Consider the following 20,743-nt stretch of genomic DNA (forward strand, 5'->3'; position numbering starts at 1 on the left):
TAGCGGAGTCTCAATTCCTGGTGCTTTAAGGAGACACAGAAATGGCAATTCAGCCGATTTTGCTGATTACAAGGCAAACGATGCAAACAGCCTTCAGGCGCATCTTCACTATCGGAAAGGCGGCATCGACCCCCAAAAACATTGGTTTAACGGCAGCAGCTTTTGGCTTAGCGCTGATGGCCCTAGGTATAACAACGGTAATGGCACCACCAACGATCCAAGCTTCTGACCATGACGATGGCGACATTGATGTCCGGAGTCGGGCTTTGAGTTTAACGGATCTATATGTATTCAGAGAGATTGATGTGAACCCTGCTGCCCAAGCAAACGACCTGATTCTGGTGATGAATACCAATCCCCGCTCGCTCGCCCGACAGCAATATTTCTTTAGCAGTGCGGCGCGGTACGAATTCAGGATTTCGCGGGTAGCTAACAATAATGCTGTGCCCACCGCCAGACCTGACCTGACGTTGCGATTCAGCTTCAGCGAACCCCAGGGCAGCCCCCGCCGCCAACGCATGACCCTAACGCTCATCGATGAGAAGGGAACCACAACAGTGAACCGCACGATCGGGGGCGGAGCGATGCAAACTACGCCATTAGCAACCGCCAGTTCTCCGTTCCTGAATCAAGTGCGTGTGCGTGGCAGCAACCTCACCGTGTTTGCTGGCCTGCGGGAAGATCCGTTTTTCTTTGATGTAGAGCAGTTCTTCCGCGTCCGAGCTGGGTTACTGGGTCGGGGGCCAGCGGTTGGGTTCCGAGCACCCGAAGATGCGGTTGATTTTGCCACCGGCTATAACGTCAATACGATTGTGGTGCGCGTGCCGCGTCGCTTGTTGCAGGGGTCCAGTCAGGCTACCACATTTGACGTTTGGCTATCGCTGCTGATTCCCGATCCTAGAACCGGCCAGTTTGTCCAAACCGAACAACTCGCTCGACCGGCAATCAATGAAGGATTGGTATTGAGTCAAGCTAGTTTGGCTGCCTATAATCGCACCCAACCTAGCCGTACTGTGCCTTCTACCGTGGCTCGTGAAGCGACGAGCGTTTTGTTGGCTTTGGGGAACAGTCCAGCCAGAGCACAGGCCCTGCTGGGAGCGTTTATTCCTGATGTAATGCGAATTGATACCTTGGGGCCGAGTGGGTATGCCAACGCGTTGAACAGCAAAGGCGCACCAATTGGAGGTCGTTTGCTGACAGATGATGTGGTGGATATTAGCTTGGCTGTCCTGACTAATGGCGCCGTCACTACCGACAATGTCACCTATGAGGGCGTACCCGGAAATCCCGGTCAAGGTCATCATCCCCTGTCGCCAAGTTTTCCCTATCTTGCACCTGCTAACTAAATCGCCGTCTAGTTAGCGACTAGATCCCTAATTCTGAGCGTTGTTTTAGCAGAGAAAAACCTTTTAAGCTGACTGCGAGAATTGGGGATTTAGTCAATACAAGGGTTAGAACATCTACAAAGAATATTATGAAATACAATGGCATTAATATAGACAAGGCGAACAAATGGAAGTGGCTGGGAATTTTGGTGTCCATCGGCCTACCCATTATCAGCATCGCGCTTATCACCACCCAACCCAATTTTTGGCTTCAGCTAGAAGCTGTTAGCAGTCGTACCTTTAGCAAGTTGGAGGAACCATACCGCTATCCGTTTGACCAATCATTAGCGGGAAATCGGACGCTGATCGCGCCCTTGCAGCAGGAAATTGCCTTTTATCAAGAGCGAATCCGCCAGTATCCCGATCGCGCTCTGGAGCAGGCGGCTCTGGCAAGCACATACCTGCGCATGGCCCGCTTGACAGGAGAAGGGAGCTGGTACCTATTGGCCGATCAAACCGCACGACAATCGCTTGCCCTTCTGCCAATCGACAACTCAGAAGCGCTGGCAGTCTTAGCACGGGTGGCCGAAGCTAACCACGATTTTAATAAGGCCTTGCAACTCGCAGCGCAAATTCCCAATCCCAAAGAGTCCCTGCCGATGCAGGTCACGGCCAATTTAGCGATGGGGAGACTGGAGCAGGCGAATCAGGCGGCGGAGCAGCTGGTTGATTTAACCCTAAGCATGCATGCCTTCACCCTACAGGCATTGGTGAAAACCGCCCAAGGCAATGATCAGGAAGCTCTCCAGAATTTTCGCTATGCCCTAGAAGTAGAAGAAGCTGGCGAGCTAAGCCATTCTGCCCGCACCCGTACCTTACTCGGACGCTTTTACTACGAGCGGGGTGACTTACAGCGCGCCAAAGATTTCTATCAGGAAGCCCTGCGGATTGCGCCCAACGATGCATCCGCCTTGCTGAATCTGGCCCAATTAGAACTACGGCAAGGTCACTATCGCGCCGCCGAACGATACTATCATCGGGTCACCCAACAGCAAGCCAGTCCCACCGTCTTCGATCCCCTGATTTTGCGAGGACAAGCGCAGGTCAAAGCAGCTCAAGGCGACCGAACTGGGGCAGAAACCCTATGGGCCGAAGCGGAAACCCAATTGCGTCAGAGCGTCGGCAGCCTTTCCCTTGGCCACCGGCGTGATTTAGCCCGTCTACTGCTAGAACGAGGCCATTCTCAGGACATTGCTGAAGCCGTCTCGCTGATGGCAGCAGAAGTTCAACTGCGGCGCGATGCAGACACACTCGGCACCTATGCTTGGGCGCTCACAGAAGCCAAACGCTGGCAAGAAGCGCAATCCATCATTCAAACGGCCTTAGATTCTGGCGTTCGCAGTGCAAAGCTCTGGCATCAGGCCGCCGCCATTGCCCAAGCCACAGGCAACCAAGCCGAGGCCAATACCTATTTTCAAAAAGTCCGAGCTATTGATCCCAACTTCAATGAAAAGGCCCGCCGAGCAATACATTTAGGTGTCGGCCTCGGTTCCTGACAACCCTACTCCCATTCCCTGCCATGAACGCTAAACTGCATCGCCACGGCATTCTCCCTCTGCTTGCGTTTCTGACAACTCTCCTGTTCCTGGCAGTTACTGCCACACCTGGTCAGGCCCATTGGGCCGACATGTCAGCCGCGGAAATGGTGGTGGAGCCATCGACTGTGCAAATCACGCTCACCTATCCAACCGGACTGACACCCTTCGCAGATACCAACCAAGATGGCCAACTCTCCCCCGATGAAGTGCGAGCCTCTAAGCAGCCGCTAACTACATTTCTGGAGAACGCGATTCGCCTCCGCAATCAGAACAACCAAGCCGGCGTTTTGCAAGTTTCCCCTCAGCTAGAAGCGGCCTTGCCACCCACCGTCCGAGCCGCCCCCAACACCCATAGCACAATTCGCTTGATCTATGCCTGGAATCAGCCACTGCAAGCCCTGAAGATCCACTACAACCTGTTTCTACCCGGCGTACCCACCGCAAATTGTTTAGCCACGATTTTGCAAAACCACCAGCTCAGAACCGTGGTATTCACGCCCAAAAATCAAGATTTAACTCTCTCTGCCGGTTTGACTCATTTGACAACAGGTGGCCTGCTGCTGACGATTGCCGGTGCAATCGTTTGGGGAGCGATGCATTCCCTTTCGCCTGGACATGGCAAAACCCTTGTCGGAGCCTACCTCGTGGGTACCCGTTCAACACCCAAACATGCCATTCTGCTTGCCGCCGCCACCACCATTACTCATACCCTCGGTATCTTTGCCCTGGGACTCGTGGCGCTGTTCGCGTCCCGCTACATTCTGCCAGAGCAGCTCTATCCCTGGATGAATCTGCTGTCGGGTGTAATGGTGATTGTCATTGGTTTACGTCTGTTTATTCAGCGTTTATCAAATCGCTATAGTTCCCATAGGCAGGCTCATAGGCATTCGCATTCGCATCAAAGGCAACCCTCCATTTCCAGAGAGCTAGTTCCCCTACCAGCAGCCTCACTGCCAGGCACAGGCAATCTGGACGTAAATCAGCCTCATTGGCATAATTCTGACTCTCGCCATCATCAGCATCAGCATTCGCATCATCAGCAAAATTCGCATCATCCCCCTCACCATCACTCCGACCATTCCCTCCATGATCACATCCATCATCACAGTCACGATCACCATCATCCCCACACTCATCTACCACTCGGCCCCGATGACACCCCAGTGACATGGCGTAATCTAGTAGCGCTGGGAATTTCTGGTGGGCTAACTCCCTGTCCGGCAGCCCTAGTACTGCTCCTGAGCTGTATGGCATTGGGACAGGTTGGTTTGGGATTAATTTTGGTGCTAGCATTTAGCCTCGGCTTAGCAGGCGTACTGACCGGATTGGGGCTACTCATGGTCTATGCTAAAACGCTGTTTCAACGTTTACCTGTGCCAAAACGGCCTGTGAAGCTGTTATCGACTTTGAGCGCTCTGGGTATCGTTCTGATTGGAGTTGGTCTCTCGGCCCAGGCGGTTATGGAGATAGCAGGAGGTTAGTTGGTTTGGTGTGTCAGGTTCGGCAAGTCAGTACAAAACATTCAATCATTCACCAAAGCTATGCTGAAGTTCCTACAGTTGACCGGTTTATTTCTGCTTCTAGCATCTCAAAGCGCCACGGCTCAGGTCTCTAGTTTTAATCAGGTCGATCTCGTCTGCTACATGCAAACCTCTGACGGCAGGACCGTAAACCTGACCTCGCTTTGCGGCAACCAGCGCCTAACCAATTCCTCGGATACCACAGCTACCACCAATGGCAGAACGCCCCTCAGTCCCTACACCAACCTGGGCAACTTAGATATCTATAGCGGCGGAACCAGCAGCACGCCCTGTTTTGGTTTAGATGCCCAGGGCCGCCCCTGTTCTGCTGCGGCTGGCTCATCCACTAATTAGAATCCGTTTGAAAAGTCCCCCTAGGCAATCTAATTCAGCCACCAAACTGAGCGATTCACCAGCTACTTTATCCAAGCATAGAACAATTAATAGAACGAATCATGCAAACGAATCAGAAGCCGAACGAATCAGAGAATTCTTCAACGGAAAAATTGACCAACCAAACTGCGTGGCAACAGCTAAAGCAAAAGCAAATTACCTGCGAACAGGCACTAGAATTACTGGTTGGCTCAAACGGCCATGTCAACTTAGAGTTGCTGGATCCAGAAGTTAACTATCGGTTTTGGCGACACTTCAGTAAGCGAGAAGCGCTGCCGCCGGTCGTGCCTTTGCTGCTGTGGCAGGGCTGTTACTATCTGGGCAGCCCGGTGACGCTCACGGGTTCGGTAGTGCAGCAGTTGAAGGACCAGCTGAATACGGAAATCAAACTGCTGACCATTGCTGAGAAAAGCTACACCTACTGGCACCGACTGCAATCGCTGGATATGGATCGAATTACCAATACGGTGACAGTAAATCCACTAACCGGTGAACTAGAGCGGGAAAATATCAGTGAAGTTGCCGAGCTATATTTATCGCAAGCGGACAATCAAATCGAGCGGATTAAAGCCCTGATTTCGAGTGCTCTGCGCAACCGGGCCAGCGACATTCACCTAGCTCCGGCTCCTGACGGTCTGCGAGTCCGCTTTCGCATTGATGGCATTCTGCGTCACATCACCACCCTGCCGCCCGATATCAGCCGCAAAGTCATCGTTTCTTTGAAAGTGATGAGCGATATGGACATTGCCGAAAGCCGTCGCCCTCAAGATGGTCGGATTGGCGAAAAGTATATGGTCGATCAGCAGGAACAGGGGCTAGATTTGCGCGTCAGTACCCTGCCTTGTGTGAGCTGTCGCAAGGGTGAACCGGGCGAAAAAGTCGTACTGCGGCTATTGCGACAACAAAATTCCTTTGCCACGATTCAGGATTTGGGCTTCTCTGAACAAACGTTGGCCATTTACGAATCCTGGCTACAGCAACCTCAGGGGATGGTGATTCTGACGGGTCCAACCGGCTCTGGCAAAACCAGTACACTCTACACCAGCTTGCAGGCGATTGCCACCGAATCGGTGAATATCGTCACGGTTGAAGATCCGGTGGAATATGTGCTGCCAGGCATCACCCAAACCCAGGTGCACGAACCAGCTGGCATGACCTTTGCTGCAGGTCTAAGGGCCATTTTGCGCCAAGATCCGGATATCATCATGGTCGGGGAAATTCGCGATCACGAAACTGCCGAAACGGCTGTGCGGGCTGCTCTCACCGGCCATCTAGTGCTCACCACACTCCACACAAACGATGCGATCGGGGCCGTTCCGCGCCTGCGTGATATTGGACCAGATCCGGGCTTGATCAGCGATGCGCTGTTGGGTATTGTGGCGCAGCGGCTGGTGCGGAAAGTCTGCCCTCACTGTGCCGCTCCCTATCGGCCCACTACCGCCGAACTGAAGTTTTTGGGACTACCGCTCGAATCCGCCTACATGCAAAACTGGCGCAAGGGCCGAGGATGTTCCCACTGTTTTCAGTCTGGCTATCAGGGGCGGGAAGCGGTGATCGAAATGATCCATATTGATGACACGATTCGGCAACTCATCTACGAAGGTAGCCTTACTCATCTGCGGCGCTATCTCAACGAAGATCGCTTTTATTCGTTTCGTTTGGGCGCGGTTGCTAAAGTTACTAGCGGTATCACCACTCTAGAAGAAGTGCGCCGAATTTTACCTCACAGCGCATTTTATCAATCTGTGAATGGTTCTCGTTCAGTTGCAAAGCCGCTCAGCGTGGTGTAAACCTTTGCGAAATATCAATCTTGTCTTTCCAACTCAAATGTTTGTTCAATACACGATTCCTCTCTGAGAGGGTGTTGGATACTCTAAAAATTACGGTAGGGTTAAAGCAGTGTGAGCGAGCGATAGCGTTAACTATGGTCAATCCCCCCCCTACGGTTCTAGCCCTCGACTATGATGGCGTGCTGTGCGACGGCATGAAGGAATACTTCCAAACCGCATGGCGCGCCTACTGCCACCTCTGGCAACTCACTGATCCAGTTCCGCCAATTGGTTTAGCAGAGCAGTTCTATCGCGTCCGGCCTTTGATTGCTACGGGGTGGGAAATGCCGCTGTTGCTGCGGGCCTTGCTCACCGGCTATAGCGAAACCGAAATGGCGCAGGACTGGGACCAATTAGCCCAGCAGCTGCTGAAGCAGGAAGGACTCAGTGCTGCTATCCTAGCCGCCGAAGTAGACGGCATTCGTGACCACTGGATTGCCTCCGATCCGACAAGCTGGCTGGCTGAGCAGTACCTCTATCCTGGTGTGGCAGAGCAACTGACGCTTTGGCTCAACTCCATTCAAGTGGTCATCATCAGCACCAAAGAAGGGCGATTCATTCAGCAGCTCTTGCAGCAGTACGACATTGATTTATCAAACTTACGCATCTTTGGCAAAGAAGTGAAGCTGCCGAAACACCAGATTTTGCGCCAGCTCAAAGCCGAGCAACCCGATGCCGTATTCTGGTTTGTGGAAGACCGGTTGAAGACGCTACAAGTCGTGGAGCAACTGCCCGATCTAGAGGATGTTCAACTCTTCTTAGCGACCTGGGGCTACAATACGGCGGCCGAACGAGCTGCGATTGCGGATGATTCGAGAATTCGGCAGATATCACTGGAGCAGTTTTGCCGGGATTTTGCGGAGTGGTGATTGATTAGGAGTTAGGAGTCAGGAGTCAGAAGTTGACTCAAAACTAAGGACTGACATAATTTGACTCTTTAGAGATTTGGCGGACAATCAGGAGTCAAAACACCGAATCCAAAATTTCAAAATCAAGGATTTTTCCTTTACACCGACATTAAAAATATGCATAATGCATACATATAGGATAAGAGTGGTCTGATGGCGCTATGGATGAGGAAAGAAGTCTGAATCTACTAGGGGCATTGGCTCTGAGCATCGTAGATGCTTTGAATGCGGTGGTAACGGCCAATACGGGAGGAGGTGAAACGCCTGCGGCACTGGTCACGTTGGGCGCAGAACCAGGACTCTCGATTAACGAATTACGGCAAATTCTCAACCTATCCCATCCAGGCACCGTGCGTTTAATTGATCGATTGGAGACACAAGGCTTGGTAGAGCGTCGAGCTGGAACAGATGGGCGAACATTGGCGTTGTTTCTTACCGAAGCCGGATTTGAACGACGCCGAGCCATTCTAGCGGAGCGCCGTCAGCAGTTGCAGGTTGCAGTTCAGTCTTTGTCTGCCGCTGAGCGGAAGCAGTTGACGAAGCTGCTCGAAAAAATGCTAGCAGCCATGACTACCGATGAGCTAAGGGCCTATGCCATTTGCCGCCTCTGTGAAGAGGAAGTGTGTCCGGGCGATCGCTGCCCTGTGGAACAGCAATACTGTCGCTTAGTTGAATCCGATTAGTCGAATCAGAATGGCATCATGAAAAAAACTATCATTGCCCTCAGTTATGCCTTTTGCTGGGGGGTCGGGGTGACGTTGACCAAAATTGCCCTCTCAGAAATTGCCCCAACTACGCTGCTGATCATCCAACTCAGCGCTAGTGTTGGGTTTCTAGTCACTGCTTGTTACTTGCAAAATCGTCAGTTTCCCTGTTCCTGGCATCAGCTTCAGCAAGGCATAGCCGGTATATTTGAACCTGCCTTGGCTTACATGGTCAGCATCTTTGGGGTGCAACTGACAACCGCCAGCAACGCAACTTTGATTGGCTCCTCAGAAGTCATTTTGACCATCCTATTTGCAGCGATTTTTTTGGGAGAGAAGTTAACACCAATCAAAGTATTGCTGGCTAGCATCAGTTTTTTAGGAATAGTGCTGCTGATGTTGCAGGATACAGCAGGCGCGAATCAGGCTTCGTTAACGGGAGATTTACTCGTGCTGCTAGGCACCCTCTTCGCGGTGGTGTATGTGCTTTTGAGCAAAAAGCAGATTTCGACTGTCGATCCGCTACAGCTTACCTCGTCCCAGCAGCTCGTAGGTTTGATCGCGACCGTAAGCGGGTTTGGAATTTTATCTGTGGTGAATCCCAACTACGAAATCAGCGCAATTGGAATTTCTTGGCCCTTTTGGTTATTGGCAATCGGCTCCGGCATCATGCAGTATGCGTTGGCATTTTTGCTTTATCTGATTGCGTTGCAAAACCTGCCGGTCAGCCATGCGGCATTCTATATCGCCCTAATTCCTGTGTTTGGAGTTGTCAGCGCTATTGTGATCCTGGGTGAACAGCTCAGTCTTGCCCAATCCATCGGTGGAGGCTTAGTCATTGCCTCTTCCTACTGCGCCCATCGGCTCAAACCGGCCTAGGCCATCACCCGTTTCCACTCGAATCTGGAGAAATCAGCCGATCTAATTGCTCATCTTGCCAGGACGCCGGATCCTCTAACGGTTCTAAATGCGTCATCACATAAATTCCAGGCAGCGCTTTTAATAAAGCCAGCTCAATTGCTTCACAAAGATTGTGGCCTTGTTGCACCGTCCATTGCCCTGGCACCAGCACATGAAACGAAACAAAACCCCGCGATCCGGCTACGCGCGTCCGCAACGCATGAAACTGAATGCCTTGCCGTTTGTATTCATCCAAAATCAACAGAATGGTTTCCTGCATATCGGTCGGTAAGGCTGCATCCAGCAAGCTTGACCCCGTTTCCCGCAGCAGCTTGATGCCCGTCCAGACAATGTTGGCTGCTACTCCTAGCGCAATCAGCGGATCCAGCACCAGCCAGCCGGTCAATTTGACCACCACAATTCCTAGAATCACCCCAATCGAAGTCCACACATCGGTCAGCAGATGATAGGCATCGGCCCGCAGGGTGATCGATCGTAACCGATGCGAGGCTTGCAGCAAAATCCACGCCACGGTTGCATTAATACCCGAAGAAACGATGCTTAGAACTAGACCCAGTCCTACCGACTCTAAAGGTTGGGGATGAAACAACCGTCCACCTGCCGCAACTGCAATCCCACCTGCTGCGACTAGAATCAAAACGCCTTCTAGCGCACTGGAGAAATATTCGGCTTTAGAATGACCAAAGGCATGCACTGCATCGGGAGGCCGACTGGCTAAGGTCAACGCCCACAGTGCGACTCCAGCCGCTACTACATTGGCAATCGACTCCACGGCATCCGACAGCAGCCCCACCGAACCCGTAACCAGATACGCCAGTGTTTTGAGCGTAATGATCACGAGCGAGGCCACAATCGAAAGCCAAGCATAGAAGCGGGCTGGACGCCCTGAGGAGTGGGTTGAATCCATGAAGGCCAAACTGTCTGAATACCAGGTAGTGTATCCCATATCAATTCAGAAGAAGACGTTGAGACAGTGGATCAAGTCAAGCACTCCAAGTCAAGCACTCCAAGTCAAACACTCCAAGTCAAGCAATTGCGCCAAGTTGGGATCAAAATGGTCCAAGGCTAGGATTTTTCCAATCTCCTATCGGCCCAAACGTTGGAGGAATTCTCCGACGCCGAGCAGTGATTGATTAGACTCAGATTATTTCTTCTACCGCAAATTCACAAGCGACAAAAAACCCCTGCTGCCAATTCGGCACATCAGGGGCAAGACATCTATTCAACTAGGGAATGAGTTGGAGAAGAAATCTGCTTCAGAGCAGCCAATTGGTTAGGACACTAACCCGTCGCCTTTCTTGAGGATTTCCTTCAGAAACCAGCGATGCTTTTGATGCATCTGCACTAAGCGAGTATAGAGGTCTGCCGTACCAATATCACCAGCCTCGGTGGCAATTTCTGCATCCTGATGCATCTCTTGGATGATTCGATCGTGGGTGGCAATTGCTTCCTCCACCATCTCCCGTACCGCCAGTTTACCCGTCGAGGGCTGCACGGTTGCGGTTGGTAGATAATCAGCGGGATCGGCCACGGGGGCACCATCTAGCATCAAGCTGCGTTCTGCCAACTCGTCGATCATGGCAAACACTTCTGCGCCTTGTTCCTCAAATAGCAAATGCAGATCACGGAACAGGGGTCCATAGGTGAGCCAGTGATACTTTTTGTAGTTGAGGTAGGCGACTAACGCATTAGCTTGCTCGCGATTGAGGGTTTCAACCACGGTTTGTTGAGTTTGTAGCGTTGCAGTCATAGCTGATGTATCTCCTTGACTCCATGTTTAACTTATACAGTTGTTCTGCCGATTGCGCCATTGCTTAGAATACATTTGGCAGTGGTCCTAACGCATTGCAGCAAATCGACGTTCAATTTCTTCCCAGTTCAGCACATTCCACCAAGCATCCAGGTACTCTGGGCGGCGGTTCTGGTATTTCAGATAGTAGGCGTGTTCCCAGACATCATTGCCAAAAATGGGCTTAGCACCAGTGGTAATCGGGCTGTCTTGATTGGGTGTGGTAGTAATTTGCAGCGTTTGTTCGGGGCTGATCACTAGCCAAACCCAGCCGCTGCCAAAGTGCTTGGCCCCCGCTTCGTTGAACCGCTGCTTGAAGGTATCGAAGTCACCAAAGGTGGAGCTAATCGCGTCTCCCAAGGCACCAGTCGGTTCTCCACCGCCATTCGGACGCATAATTTGCCAGAACATCGTGTGGTTGACATGACCACCGCCATTGTTGCGAACTGCTGTCCGAATTGCTTCAGGCACGGCGTTCAAATCAGCCACCAACTCCTCGACCGATTTAGCCTGCAAGTCTGAATAGTTAGCCAGAGCGGTGTTGAGATTGTTCACATAAGCAGCGTGGTGCTTGTCGTGATGCAACTGCATGGTTTGCGCATCAATGTAGGGTTCCAGTGCCGCATAGTCATAGGGTAATGGCGCAAGATTGTGAGCCATCAGAAACTCTCCTTATCGAACTTAAACTTCAAAACTGAATTGAGGTCTAGAGCTGCCTATCTCATGTCGTCCAGCAGATAGTCCTCTCAAGCTGTTGATCATCTGATCAGCTGACGATCAACTAAATACAACCAACCAAATTAAGCTTCCTTTCACTCCATATCTAAATCATAGTCATTATGAGTATGAGTTGCAACCCGGATTGGAAATATCCTCCGATTGGGAGAGGGGGTAAGTTTTGAATTTTGAGTTTTGAGTTTTAAGTTTTGAGTTGAAGGGAAAGGCTAGAGGGGGTGGAGAAGGTGGGGGAGATAGGGAAGACAGCAACTTTTGGGCTGATTTTTGGGTCTCAGGATGTAAAGGTAAATTGGAATGGTTTAGTCTGGCGGCTGCAAGTTCAATCTTCAAACAATCTTTGGAGAAGTGTGTGATGAAGTGGGTTCAATATGGGGCAGTGGCCCTTCCCTTGTTGATGGCAATGCCTCTGTCGGCTCAGGCTCAGGTGCGGCTGGTGGAGTATCAGTGTGAGGCGGGGCGTTCGTTTCGGGTTGAGTATGCGGGTGATGCGGCTCAGGTAATGCGCGGTGCTGACTCGGTGACGCTGCCGAGTGTGGTGTCGGCTTCGGGTGCTCGCTACTCGAATGGTCAGATCACTCTCTTTACTAAGGGCAATCAGGCGTTTATCGAGGAAAACGGGGAGCAAACCTATCGCAATTGTGTGGGACAGGCTGTTTCTTCATCTCAATCTACTTCCCAGCGGGTGACCTATCAGTGCCGGGATGGCCGCTCTTTCTCGGCTCACTATTTGGATGACAGTGTTGAGCTAGTGCTCGATGGTCGTACCCTCACTTTGCCGCAGGTGGTTTCGGGTTCGGGTATTCGCTATTCGGACGGCATCACTACCCTCGCTTCAAAGGGTAACGAAGCATTTGTTGAGGTCAATGGCACGATGGTTTACCGGGACTGCTTAGCCGAAGCTGCCAGCACCCAGCCGCCTGCTCGGCCGATACCTGGCCTGTGGTAAAAATTTGGCATTCAAAGATTCCCCATTCAAAGATTCCCCTATGTTTGAATCTCCCCAATGCAATCGCCCCTTTAGTGCAGTTCCTCTGATCATTAGCTGGGGCAGCTTGGACTGGCTACGGTTGCCGCTGCTGCTGGCACTGCTGCTGGCAATTGTGGCGGGACTGAGCTGGCTGGGGTGGCGAAAACGGCATCGGGCTGCGCGCTTGAGTTGGTTGATGGGGTTAACGGTGATTATCCTGATTGGGCTATCAATTAGCGATCGGGTGCTGACGCTGGGATTGCCGTCGGATCCGGGTACACCTGTTGAGGCGATCGTGATTTTAGGGCGTGGTCCGGGTTGGCAAGCAGCACGGGTAGATGCAGCGGCTAGATTGTGGCGAGCCAAGCGAGCACCGCTGATTTTTTCTAGCGGCATTAACGATACACCGCAAATGCTGGCGCAAATAGCAGCTAAAGGCATTCCACCCACGGCTCTAGATGGCGAAAACTGCTCTCTCACCACTCCACAAAATGCCTTGTTCTCATCTGCTGTTTTGCAACCGCAGGGCATCCGGCAGATTCTACTAGTGACTGACGGTCCCCACATGTGGCGCTCGCTGCTAGATTTCCAGTCTCAAGGGTTTCGCGTCGTGCCGCATGTTGCTCCACTGCCGGCCCTGCCCTGGATCGACAAAACGCTTTTATCGCTACGTGAAACCATATTTCTGGTGACATCGGGTCTACACGAGCTATGGTTTAGAACACGCATTAACGATTGGAACGACCCAGCTTTGACAACGCTGGTGCAGCAAGCCCGTAACTATGGGGAACAGCAGCAAAAACCGCGTGGATAGGTTGCATGATTTGCATGATTCTAATCTGACTTCTCTGACAAAGGACGACCACTGCCGCCGCGCTGTACCCAGATTAATTCAGCCGCAATACTGACGGCGATCTCTTCTGGTGTTAACGCACCAATATCCAAACCAATCGGAGCATAGATCGATTGCAGTTGGCTGCGAGAAATGCCGTTTTGCTCAACCGTCTGCAAGACCTGCCGAACGCGCTTCTTGCTGCCAATCATACCAATGTAGCGACAAGGAATTGGGCGTTGCAGTAAACCCGTTAGCGCGGCTAGATCATACTGATATCCACGTGTCACTAAAGCCGCAAATAGCTGCGGATGAGTTGCCAAATCAGTCAGTGCCGTTGTCAGTTCTGCAAAAATCTTCGTGGCTTGAGGATAATGTTGAGAATTGGCCCATTCCGAGCGGTCATCCTGCACCATCACCTGAAAGCCAATCATATCAGCTATTTTGGCTAACTGCATACCGACATGCCCTGCGCCAACAATTAGTAATGTAGGAGGTGGTTGTAACGTTCCTATGAATGTATTTTCGTCATTAATCGCGCTTCCACTGAGAACGCCAACGTCTGTATCAACTAAATAAGGCGATTGATTTGACTCAAATGGTATTACCAACGTCGCCGTTTGTCCGGTTTCTAGGCGCATCAAAATTTGCTGTGCTAATGTCTGTGCTGCTGCGCCTGTCCAACGCTCCAGCCACACTTGCATCATGCCGCCACAAATGCCCTGTGTGTCTCGATGGGCTGCGCCAGTTAAATCGACTATCACCATTTGTTTTTGACCTGTCTCCAGCACCTGCTCAGCCTGCCGAATCACCTTTGCCTCGCCGGCTCCGCCCCCAATCGTGCCGAATGTGAACCCATCGCTTCCAATCAGCATTTTGGCACCCACTTCCCGCGGCACCGATCCCTGCGTTTGCACCACGGTTGCTAGCACCACGGGGCTAGATGGTAGGAGCTCAGTAAGTTTGCGAAAACAGGCGATCGTCATTCTGGAAGTGGGGAAGGTGGGAGTGATGGGGATGATGGAGGAGGTGGCGGCTCGTGAGCCTCGCCGAACGAGGGAGATGAGGGAGTTTGTTCAGGACTCTATGTTATGGGTTCTGTATTCCTGCTAATGTATAGCCTCCGTCAAAACGATTAGGACCGTTCCCGCTCTCTTGCTCTCCCCTGAGCTGCATCCGTCCGAAGGTTCAGCGATTCAAAATGAGCCGATCCGTATAAACATCCCCATCTCCCCCGTTCGGCGAGGCTCACGAGCCGCCATCTTCCCCATCTCCCTCAACTTCCCCATCTCCCTCAACTCATCCCCACCGCCTCACTCGCCAAAAACTTCTCCAACTCCGTCAGCGCTTCTGCATCCACCTTTGTCTGCATTGGGCAAAACTTGGGGCCGCACATCGAGCAGAACTCTGCGGTTTTGTAGATATCGGCTGGTAGGGTTTCGTCGTGGTATTCGCGGGCGCGATCTGGATCAAGGGCCAGCTCAAACTGACGGTTCCAGTCAAACTGATAGCGAGCACGCGACAATTCATCATCTCGGTCTCTGGCTCCAGCTCGGTGGCGGGCGATATCTGCCGCGTGGGCTGCTATTTTGTAGGCGATCAATCCGTTGCGCACATCTTCGGCGTTGGGTAGCCCCAGGTGTTCTTTCGGCGTCACATAGCAGAGCATTGCCGTGCCGTACCAACCAGCCATGGCCGCTCCAATCGCCGAGGTAATGTGGTCGTAGCCGGGGGCAATATCGGTGACGAGCGGACCCAAGACATAGAAGGGCGCTTCGCTGCATTCCTCCATTTGTTTGCGGACGTTGAACTCGATTTGATCCATCGGCACATGGCCTGGGCCTTCAACCATCACCTGCACGTCGTGTTCCCAGGCTTTGCGGGTCAACTGTCCTAGAGTTTTTAGCTCAGCGAGCTGGGCCGCATCTGAGGCATCGTGGAGGCAACCCGGACGCAGCGAGTCACCTAAGCTGAACGACACATCATAGCGTTTGAAGATTTCGATGATGTCATGAAAGTGAGTGTAGAGAGGATTTTGCTTGTGATGGTGCAGCATCCATTTGGCTAGAATGCCGCCTCCTCGCGAAACAATGCCCGTGAGCCGATTTCGCACCAGCGGCAAATGTTCGATTAAAATGCCCGCATGAATGGTCATGTAGTCCACGCCTTGCTGCGCCTGCTTTTCGATTACATGTAAAAAGTCATCCGGCGTCAGGTTTTCCACTCTGCCGTGGACGCTTTCTAGGGCTTGATAAACCGGCACCGTTCCAATCGGTACAGGCGAAGCTTGGATGATAGCAGTACGAATTTCATCCAAATTTCCGCCGCCCGTAGACAGATCCATTACCGTATCGGCTCCGTATTTTACGGCCAGACGCAACTTCTCCAATTCCGCTTCGATATCTGAAGAGTTAGGCGAGGCACCAATATTGGCATTCACTTTGCATTTAGAAGCAATCCCAATACACATCGGCTCCAAATTCACATGGTTAATATTCGCCGGAATAATCATCCGCCCCCGCGCCACTTCATCCCGAATCAGTTCGACCGGCAGATTTTCGCGCATCGCCACGAACTGCATCTCTTCCGTGAACACATCTTGACGGGCATAGTGCATTTGCGACACATTGCTGTGCCCCTGCCGCTTGGCAATCCAATCAGCTCGCATATTTAATTCCTCGTTGTAGACAGCTTCCCTCCGCCGGTGCTAGCCGGACTCAGGTTCTAAGGGTGTAATCTCAGCCTGGAAAAAAGCCTCAGGCACCCCTAGCTATGCGAACCGATTGTAGCACCGCATTCAGCCAGCGGACTCACCACATTCCGAAGAATGTCAAAAAACTTGATAGATTCAACCACCCCTCACCCCCCACCCCTCACCCCTCACTCATCCACCCCCACCCCCAACAGTTGCCGACCCAACCGCTAACATCGAAAATAGTAATAGCATCCGCAATTCCAGCACAAACCAAGCATAAACCCCATGAACTCGTCTGCCGTTACCTTCCAAGATTATTTTGATGTGATTGTCGTTGGGGCTGGGCATTCCGGCTGTGAAGCGGCACTGGCGGCGGCTCGCTTAGGCTGTCGGACGCTGCTGCTGACCCTGAACCTCGACAAAATTGCTTGGCAGCCTTGTAATCCGGCAGTGGGCGGTCCGGCGAAATCGCAGTTGACCCACGAGGTGGATGCCCTAGGCGGCGAAATTGGCAAAATGGCAGACCGCACCTATCTGCAAAAGCGGGTGCTGAACATTTCGCGCGGACCTGCTGTGTGGGCGCTGCGGGCACAAACCGATAAGCGGGAATACGCCGCCGTGATGAAAACGATTGTGGAGAATCAGCCCAACCTCTCGGTGCGCGAAGGCATGGTGACGGATTTGGTGCTGGGGACCAATGACGAAGTGATTGGAGTGGAAACCTACTTTGGCGTCGCGTTTGAGTGCAAAGCGGTGGTGTTGACCACAGGCACCTTTTTGGGCGGGCGCATCTGGGTTGGTAACAAATCAATGGCAGCGGGCCGAGCCGGTGAGTTTGCCGCCGAAGGCTTGACCGAGACGCTGAATCGCCTCGGCTTTGAAACCGGACGCTTGAAAACCGGCACTCCCGCACGAGTAGACCGCCGCTCGGTAGACTACAGCAAAATGGAACCCCAACCCGGCGATCCCGAAACTCGCTGGTTTAGCTTTGATCCAGAAGTTTGGGTCGAGCGGGAGCAGATGTGTTGTTACCTGACTCGCACCACGGCTGAAACCCATCGGCTGATTCGGGAGAACCTGCATCTGTCGCCGGTCTACGGTGGGTGGGTGGATGCCAAAGGACCGCGCTATTGCCCCAGCATCGAAGACAAAATTGTCCGCTTTGCCGACAAAGAATCGCACCAGATCTTCATTGAACCCGAAGGCCGCGATATTCCCGAACTCTATATCCAGGGCTTCTCGACCGGCTTGCCAGAAAATCTCCAGCTACAAATGTTGCGCTCGCTGCCCGGTCTGGAGAGCTGCGTCATGCTGCGTCCGGCCTATGCCGTGGAGTACGACTACCTGCCTGCCACCCAGTGCTACCCGACGCTGATGACCAAAAAAATCTCTGGCCTGTTCTGTGCAGGGCAAATTAACGGCACCACGGGTTACGAAGAAGCTGCCGCTCAGGGACTCGTGGCCGGAATCAACGCGGCTCGTTTGGTACGCGGACAGGATCTGATCGTCTTTCCCCGCGAGCAGAGCTATATCGGCACCCTGATCGACGATCTCTGTACCAAAGATCTGCGCGAACCCTACCGGATGCTGACCTCGCGCTCGGAATATCGCCTGCTGCTGCGCTCTGACAATGCCGATCAGCGCCTGACGCCCTTAGGACGCGAAATCGGCCTAATCGACGACCGCCGTTGGCAGTTGTTTCAAACCAAACAGACCAACATTGTTGCCGAAAAAGAACGCCTGCACACCACTCGCGTCAAAGAGCATGAGCCGCTTGGTCAGCAGATTGTGGCCGACACCCAACAGGCAATCAAAGGCTCGATTACGCTAGCCGATTTGCTGCGGCGTCCCGGCTTCCACTATGTCGATCTGAATCGCTACAATCTCGGCAACCCCAGTCTCGTACCCGCCGAACGGGAAGGAGCGGAAATCGACATCAAGTATGCGGGCTACTTGCAGCGCCAACAGCATCAGATCGATCAAATTGCCCGTCAGTCGAACCGGCCTCTACCCGCCGATCTGGACTACCACGCCATCGATACCCTATCTAAAGAAGCCCGCGAAAAACTGGCCCAGGTCAAACCCCTAACGATTGGTCAAGCCTCTCGCATTGGTGGCGTTAACCCAGCCGATGTGAATGCATTGCTGCTGTATCTGGAAGTGCAGTCGCGGCAGATGGCGGTGAAGTAAGGCGGCGTTGAGCCAATTGTGGAGGTCAGGATGACTCAAGCCAAACCCCAATTCTCTACCTTTCAAGAGTATTTGTCGCACAGCGCCGATCTGGACAACCGCTATGAATGGATTGATGGAGAGTTAATCGAATTGCCGCCCGAATCCGAGTTTAATCTTTCGATCGCCAATTTTCTGTTTCTGAAGTTGGTCAATGCGGGTATTCCGCTGCGATTGGTTCATCCCCATGCCTGTGAGCTGCAAGTACCCGTCCTGCAACCCGGTGATGCTGCCAACCGCTATCCGGATCTCGTGGTCTTACGCCAGGAACATTTGCCGCTAACGCAGCGCCGTCTCACGATTACCTTGGAAATGCCGCCACCTCGTTTGGTGGTTGAAGTCGTCAGTCCGGGCCAGAGTAATCGAGAGCGTGACTATAACCGTAAACGAGCACAGTATGCTAAACGCAACATTCCAGAATATTGGTTGATTGACCCAGAACGCCAAGTGGTGATTGTACTGGAATTAATCAATCATCAAGACGATTATCAAGAAATGGGCAGGTTTCAGGGGAATACACCCATCATTTCATCGATTGGTACCCTGAATTTGACGGCAATGGACATCTTCAAACTTGCTTGAGACAGCCCCAATGCTTATGATCATTCGTCCCTATCAACCCTCGGATGCCGAAGCTATCGTCGCAGTGTTTCGAGATGCGGTGATTGGAACTGGCTCTAGCGCCTATAATCCTCAGCAGGTAGCTATTTGGGCTTCCTATCCAGAGCAGATCGAGGCATTTCGACAACAGTTGAGTCGCGGTTTAACCCTGGTAGCCGTAGTGGAGCATCAAGTTGTCGCTTTTGGTCAGCTCGAAGCATCGGGGCATGTGGCGTTTCTCTATACCTCTAGTCAGTTTGCTCGCCAGGGCTGCGCCAGCGCAATTTATCAGCAACTCGAAGCAGCGGCAATTCAGCAGGGCAATTCCCGCCTCTACACTGAAGCCAGCCGCATTTCCAAGCATTTCTTTCTCAAAATGGGCTTCCAAATTCTAGAAACCGAATGGGTCATCCGAAAAGGCGTGCAGTTTGAGCGCTTCAAGATGGAAAAGCTCTTATCGTTAACCAGCCCAGAAGTTGAATGAGAATAAGGCCGTGAACATGGCTAGTAACAAAATACTGGCCAGCGACCACAATCGGTCAAAAACTTGGGATTGTCCCCAGTGAGCCAGTACTAGAAATACAGAAGGAATCGTTAGTAGATAGCGAGTCATGCTCCAGGCCGTACCGCAGGTAAGGGAAACGGATAAAATCGCCAAACCATACAAGGATAAACCCGGATAATGCTTTAGGGTAATCAAACAGCTACAGAACCCCAATGCAATAGCAGCAAACTCAATGCCGTAGTGAACCACAGTCGCTGAATTATCTCCAAACAGCGCCATGAAGCCATTCCTCCAGACCATTGTTGCAGCCTGTAAATCAAACAAGCGACAGTTGAAAAAACGGTCTTCAACAATTTGAAAAGCATCTCCTAAAAAGGAGTTTCGCCAGTATAGGTATACGGCTAATGGAATGCTGAGCGAAATTAGCTTGACCAGAAACTGTAACAAACCGCGAAACGTAAAACTTTGCCCAGAAAATCGGCTGAACCGAAAGCTCCGCAAAATGCCAAACAGTAAGGGAATCAGCAGAAATATGCCTACGGCTCGCGTCAAGGTTGCCAGTGCAGCCAGTAACGCTGCCGGCAGCCAATACTTGCGCTGAATCAAAGCCAAACTACTAAATGCCAAGCCGACAAACAAGCCTTCGGTGTAAACTTGGGCTAGGAAAAATCCGGTGGGAAAACTGAGCAGGTAAAAAGCTGCCCGCAGTCCGGCATATTCGCCCAGAGCGTATGTCGCCAGATCATAGAGAGCGATTAGACCAATCAAGGTTCCTAGTGCTGAGATGATCAACCCTGCTAACGTTGCGGTGGCAATCGGAGATAAGCCCAACCCAGCCAGCGGTATCACCAGCCAGCGGATCAGGTACGGATAGCCAGGGAAAAAGGCGTAGTTGAGCGACAGGGGCCGATTGAATGGCGGTTCGGCATCTGGGGCGGGTGGTACGGAACGCACTTTTGGATCGTCATAGCCATGTAGCGCAATCGAAAGATAAAACTCCGAATCCCAGCCGACTTGGGTATTCAGAAATGGGTCGTTGAGGTAAGGGCGGTCTGCGGTTTTTTCGGTCTTGGTGCTGTCAGCCGTCCAACCCAACACCCGGTCGGGTCGTTGCAGGTCATAGCGAGCTGTGACCACCGCCTGATAACTCCAGATCAGCAGCAGCCAGCCTAACCAAAGGCCAACCATCG

The 20,743-nt window shown here is 52.3% G+C and carries 19 protein-coding genes and 1 riboswitch; of the genes, 13 read left to right on the plus strand and 6 right to left on the minus strand.

Annotated elements, in window-relative coordinates; genetic code table 11:
* Positions 1-41: 41 nt before the first annotated feature.
* The 8 genes from HJG54_RS27320 to HJG54_RS27355 all read left to right on the plus strand — a co-directional run bounded on the left by HJG54_RS27320 (position 42) and on the right by HJG54_RS27355 (position 9,156).
* On the plus strand, positions 42-1,346 hold the full coding sequence (locus HJG54_RS27320) for a DUF4331 domain-containing protein (RefSeq protein WP_316432388.1): 1,305 nt from the start codon (positions 42-44) through the stop codon (positions 1,344-1,346).
* A gap of 128 nt (positions 1,347-1,474) precedes the next feature.
* A complete protein-coding gene (locus tag HJG54_RS27325; protein WP_316432389.1) occupies positions 1,475-2,881 on the plus strand; it encodes a tetratricopeptide repeat protein in 1,407 nt (468 codons plus the stop codon).
* A gap of 23 nt (positions 2,882-2,904) precedes the next feature.
* Positions 2,905-4,404 carry a nickel/cobalt transporter gene (locus tag HJG54_RS27330; protein WP_316432390.1) on the plus strand — a complete coding sequence of 500 codons (1,500 nt, stop codon included), beginning with the start codon at positions 2,905-2,907 and terminating at the stop codon, positions 4,402-4,404.
* A 60-nt stretch (positions 4,405-4,464) separates the two neighbouring features.
* A complete protein-coding gene (locus tag HJG54_RS27335; protein WP_316432391.1) occupies positions 4,465-4,797 on the plus strand; it encodes a hypothetical protein in 333 nt (110 codons plus the stop codon).
* A gap of 101 nt (positions 4,798-4,898) precedes the next feature.
* The gene (locus HJG54_RS27340; RefSeq protein ID WP_316432392.1) at positions 4,899-6,626 is read left to right on the plus strand and encodes a GspE/PulE family protein; all 1,728 of its coding nucleotides are present in this window, start codon (positions 4,899-4,901) and stop codon (positions 6,624-6,626) included.
* 134 nt (positions 6,627-6,760) lie between these two features.
* Positions 6,761-7,534 (plus strand): HAD family hydrolase, encoded by a 774-nt coding sequence (locus HJG54_RS27345; RefSeq protein WP_316432393.1) that lies wholly within the window; start codon positions 6,761-6,763, stop codon positions 7,532-7,534.
* 200 nt (positions 7,535-7,734) lie between these two features.
* Positions 7,735-8,256 carry a MarR family winged helix-turn-helix transcriptional regulator gene (locus HJG54_RS27350; protein WP_316432395.1) on the plus strand — a complete coding sequence of 174 codons (522 nt, stop codon included), beginning with the start codon at positions 7,735-7,737 and terminating at the stop codon, positions 8,254-8,256.
* 18 nt (positions 8,257-8,274) lie between these two features.
* Positions 8,275-9,156: a DMT family transporter gene (locus HJG54_RS27355; RefSeq protein WP_316432396.1), complete on the plus strand. Its 882-nt coding sequence runs from the start codon at positions 8,275-8,277 to the stop codon at positions 9,154-9,156.
* Positions 9,157-9,160: 4 nt separating this feature from the next.
* Here the strand turns inward: HJG54_RS27355 and HJG54_RS27360 are convergent, their stop codons facing one another.
* From HJG54_RS27360 to HJG54_RS27370, 3 genes are all read right to left on the minus strand, one after another.
* Complete coding sequence (locus tag HJG54_RS27360; protein WP_316432397.1) at positions 9,161-10,144, minus strand: cation diffusion facilitator family transporter; 984 nt, start codon at positions 10,142-10,144, stop codon at positions 9,161-9,163.
* A 327-nt stretch (positions 10,145-10,471) separates the two neighbouring features.
* The gene (locus tag HJG54_RS27365; RefSeq protein WP_316432398.1) at positions 10,472-10,948 is read right to left on the minus strand and encodes a Dps family protein; all 477 of its coding nucleotides are present in this window, start codon (positions 10,946-10,948) and stop codon (positions 10,472-10,474) included.
* Between the two features lie 87 nt (positions 10,949-11,035).
* Positions 11,036-11,647 (minus strand): superoxide dismutase, encoded by a 612-nt coding sequence (locus HJG54_RS27370; RefSeq protein WP_316432399.1) that lies wholly within the window; start codon positions 11,645-11,647, stop codon positions 11,036-11,038.
* Between the two features lie 430 nt (positions 11,648-12,077).
* Between HJG54_RS27370 and HJG54_RS27375 the strand changes: the two genes are divergently transcribed.
* Both HJG54_RS27375 and HJG54_RS27380 read left to right on the plus strand, forming a co-directional pair.
* Positions 12,078-12,671 (plus strand): MliC family protein, encoded by a 594-nt coding sequence (locus HJG54_RS27375; protein ID WP_316432400.1) that lies wholly within the window; start codon positions 12,078-12,080, stop codon positions 12,669-12,671.
* A gap of 40 nt (positions 12,672-12,711) precedes the next feature.
* Positions 12,712-13,506 (plus strand): YdcF family protein, encoded by a 795-nt coding sequence (locus tag HJG54_RS27380; RefSeq protein WP_316432401.1) that lies wholly within the window; start codon positions 12,712-12,714, stop codon positions 13,504-13,506.
* A gap of 20 nt (positions 13,507-13,526) precedes the next feature.
* Here HJG54_RS27380 and HJG54_RS27385 read toward each other — a convergent pair whose 3' ends face one another.
* Both HJG54_RS27385 and thiC read right to left on the minus strand, forming a co-directional pair.
* Positions 13,527-14,459, minus strand: a complete 933-nt coding sequence (locus HJG54_RS27385) for an XdhC family protein (protein ID WP_316432402.1) — start codon at positions 14,457-14,459, stop codon at positions 13,527-13,529.
* Positions 14,460-14,818: 359 nt separating this feature from the next.
* Entirely contained in the window at positions 14,819-16,192 is a 1,374-nt protein-coding gene (thiC, locus tag HJG54_RS27390; protein ID WP_316432403.1) for a phosphomethylpyrimidine synthase, read from the minus strand.
* A gap of 8 nt (positions 16,193-16,200) precedes the next feature.
* Positions 16,201-16,302, minus strand: a riboswitch (TPP riboswitch).
* Between the two features lie 202 nt (positions 16,303-16,504).
* Between thiC and mnmG the strand changes: the two genes are divergently transcribed.
* From mnmG to HJG54_RS27405, 3 genes are read left to right on the plus strand one after another with little or no spacing between them, the layout of a single operon-like run.
* Positions 16,505-18,409, plus strand: a complete 1,905-nt coding sequence (gene mnmG / locus HJG54_RS27395; RefSeq protein ID WP_316432404.1) for a tRNA uridine-5-carboxymethylaminomethyl(34) synthesis enzyme MnmG — start codon at positions 16,505-16,507, stop codon at positions 18,407-18,409.
* Between the two features lie 30 nt (positions 18,410-18,439).
* Positions 18,440-19,030 carry a Uma2 family endonuclease gene (locus HJG54_RS27400; RefSeq protein WP_316432406.1) on the plus strand — a complete coding sequence of 197 codons (591 nt, stop codon included), beginning with the start codon at positions 18,440-18,442 and terminating at the stop codon, positions 19,028-19,030.
* Between the two features lie 10 nt (positions 19,031-19,040).
* Positions 19,041-19,532, plus strand: coding sequence for a GNAT family N-acetyltransferase (locus HJG54_RS27405; protein WP_316432407.1), 492 nt, complete (start codon positions 19,041-19,043; stop codon positions 19,530-19,532).
* Here the strand turns inward: HJG54_RS27405 and HJG54_RS27410 are convergent.
* Complete coding sequence (locus HJG54_RS27410; protein ID WP_316432408.1) at positions 19,509-20,741, minus strand: hypothetical protein; 1,233 nt, start codon at positions 20,739-20,741, stop codon at positions 19,509-19,511. The genes HJG54_RS27405 and HJG54_RS27410 overlap by 24 nt on opposite strands.
* Positions 20,742-20,743: the final 2 nt, after the last annotated feature.

Source organism: Leptolyngbya sp. NK1-12, from assembly GCF_032598965.1.
Taxonomy (GTDB): Bacteria; Cyanobacteriota; Cyanobacteriia; order Elainellales; family Elainellaceae; genus Elainella.

Excerpts from the sequence above, each read along its gene's own strand:
- HJG54_RS27325 (WP_316432389.1), top strand. The coding sequence starts at position 1,475 with ATGAAATACAATGGCATTAATATAGACAAGGCGAACAAATGGAAGTGG.
- HJG54_RS27330 (WP_316432390.1), top strand. The coding sequence starts at position 2,905 with ATGAACGCTAAACTGCATCGCCACGGCATTCTCCCTCTGCTTGCGTTT.
- HJG54_RS27365 (WP_316432398.1), bottom strand. The coding sequence starts at position 10,948 with ATGACTGCAACGCTACAAACTCAACAAACCGTGGTTGAAACCCTCAAT.
- HJG54_RS27340 (WP_316432392.1), top strand. The coding sequence starts at position 4,899 with ATGCAAACGAATCAGAAGCCGAACGAATCAGAGAATTCTTCAACGGAA.
- HJG54_RS27370 (WP_316432399.1), bottom strand. The coding sequence starts at position 11,647 with ATGGCTCACAATCTTGCGCCATTACCCTATGACTATGCGGCACTGGAA.
- HJG54_RS27400 (WP_316432406.1), top strand. The coding sequence starts at position 18,440 with ATGACTCAAGCCAAACCCCAATTCTCTACCTTTCAAGAGTATTTGTCG.
- HJG54_RS27345 (WP_316432393.1), top strand. The coding sequence starts at position 6,761 with ATGGTCAATCCCCCCCCTACGGTTCTAGCCCTCGACTATGATGGCGTG.
- HJG54_RS27360 (WP_316432397.1), bottom strand. The coding sequence starts at position 10,144 with ATGGGATACACTACCTGGTATTCAGACAGTTTGGCCTTCATGGATTCA.
- HJG54_RS27380 (WP_316432401.1), top strand. The coding sequence starts at position 12,712 with ATGTTTGAATCTCCCCAATGCAATCGCCCCTTTAGTGCAGTTCCTCTG.
- HJG54_RS27350 (WP_316432395.1), top strand. The coding sequence starts at position 7,735 with ATGGATGAGGAAAGAAGTCTGAATCTACTAGGGGCATTGGCTCTGAGC.
- HJG54_RS27410 (WP_316432408.1), bottom strand. The coding sequence starts at position 20,741 with ATGGTTGGCCTTTGGTTAGGCTGGCTGCTGCTGATCTGGAGTTATCAG.
- HJG54_RS27375 (WP_316432400.1), top strand. The coding sequence starts at position 12,078 with ATGAAGTGGGTTCAATATGGGGCAGTGGCCCTTCCCTTGTTGATGGCA.
- mnmG (WP_316432404.1), top strand. The coding sequence starts at position 16,505 with ATGAACTCGTCTGCCGTTACCTTCCAAGATTATTTTGATGTGATTGTC.
- HJG54_RS27355 (WP_316432396.1), top strand. The coding sequence starts at position 8,275 with ATGAAAAAAACTATCATTGCCCTCAGTTATGCCTTTTGCTGGGGGGTC.
- HJG54_RS27320 (WP_316432388.1), top strand. The coding sequence starts at position 42 with ATGGCAATTCAGCCGATTTTGCTGATTACAAGGCAAACGATGCAAACA.
- HJG54_RS27405 (WP_316432407.1), top strand. The coding sequence starts at position 19,041 with ATGCTTATGATCATTCGTCCCTATCAACCCTCGGATGCCGAAGCTATC.
- thiC (WP_316432403.1), bottom strand. The coding sequence starts at position 16,192 with ATGCGAGCTGATTGGATTGCCAAGCGGCAGGGGCACAGCAATGTGTCG.
- HJG54_RS27335 (WP_316432391.1), top strand. The coding sequence starts at position 4,465 with ATGCTGAAGTTCCTACAGTTGACCGGTTTATTTCTGCTTCTAGCATCT.